General features: G+C 39.9%; 1 protein-coding gene. It reads right to left on the reverse strand.

Annotation, left to right across the window (positions count from 1 at the left end; all coding sequences use genetic code 11):
- A partial coding sequence (locus tag ABYK33_RS15855; RefSeq protein WP_373034291.1) for a hypothetical protein occupies window positions 1-1,347 on the reverse strand: 1,347 nt, incomplete at both ends.

Genomic DNA, 1,347 nt, shown 5'->3' on the forward strand with positions numbered 1-1,347 from the left:
AAAGAGAGTCGTGAGATGGAAAATGAAGCATCCATGGAGTAGCCGTAAGAGCCATACGCGTACTGGAGTGTGGGGTTTGTGCCATCTAAGACTAAGCCTTTTTTATAGACCAAAGAAAGGGGGATTTTCTTTCCGTCCTTGGCTGTGACCCATGCGCGTTTACTCTCATAGTCTTCTTTGTTAAAGTCACCTAAAATTTCTGTCTGCTTTAAAACAGTCTTTTCTTTAGTCTGCATGTTAAACTGTATGGTCGAGTTTGGTGTGGTTAAAGAGTTGTACCCGTAACATAGCTCAGTGGTGTCAAAATCAAGGTTCATCGAGATATAGGCATCATACACTTCCTCACCAAAATCCAGATAATATGACTCCTCTGTTGCATTGTTCATGATTCTGATTTCTGTTAAGCCATTTCGCTTTTCTTCTAACACTAAAAAGTCATTGAAGAGTTCAAAGCCTTCCAGTAAGACATCTTCTCTATGGGCTACACGCTCTTTCCAGTTCTCTTTACTTGTATGCTCTAAGTCACAGTCCATTAGTCGAAAGTTTTTCGCTTGGAAGTTGGTTGCTATGACAAACTTGTCTTCATGATGTTCTACAGAGTACTCCAAGTCGCGTTCACGTTTGGAAAATACTTTAAATGCTCCCAGGGGTTCATCTGCTGACAAGGTTTGTATTTCTGTAGAGAGTGTTGAGTAGGACTCTATGAAGATGTACTTTTTAGACTTGGACTTTGAAACATTCACACCAAAAGTATCGTCCGCTTCATGGTAGACTTCTATTTCTTTTTTGGAACCCATCTCATACCTAAAAACTTTATAGTCTCTTAGTGTATCTGCTTCCATTTGTGTAAAGAAAAGTGTCTTGTTGTCATTTGCCCAAGTGGCTTGGCCTGTTGTATTTTCTATGCACTCTTCAAGTACAACGCCCGTCTCCAAGTTTTTAAAATACAGAGTGTATATACGACGAGAGACATTGTCCACGCCATAACAGAGCATGGTGTTGTCAGGACTAATGCTCAAACCACCCACAGCATAATACGCATAGCCAACAGCCAAAACATTAACATCCAAGATGATGACTTCATCCGCAGCCAAACTCTCTTCTTTACGACAATAAATAGGATAATCCTTACCCTCCTCATAACGCGCATAATACCAATACCCATTACTCTCATAAGGTACCGAAGTATCATCCTTTACTATCTTGGCTACTATCTCGTCATAGAGTTCTTCTTGTAATGCTTCTGTAGATTCTAGTTTCTTTTTAGTGTAGGCATTCTCCGCATGAAGGTAGTCAATAACATGGGTATCTTCTCTATCGTTAAGCCAATAATAGTTATCTACTCTC

Source organism: Sulfurovum sp. (genome assembly GCF_041562805.1).
Classification (GTDB): domain Bacteria; phylum Campylobacterota; class Campylobacteria; order Campylobacterales; family Sulfurovaceae; genus Sulfurovum.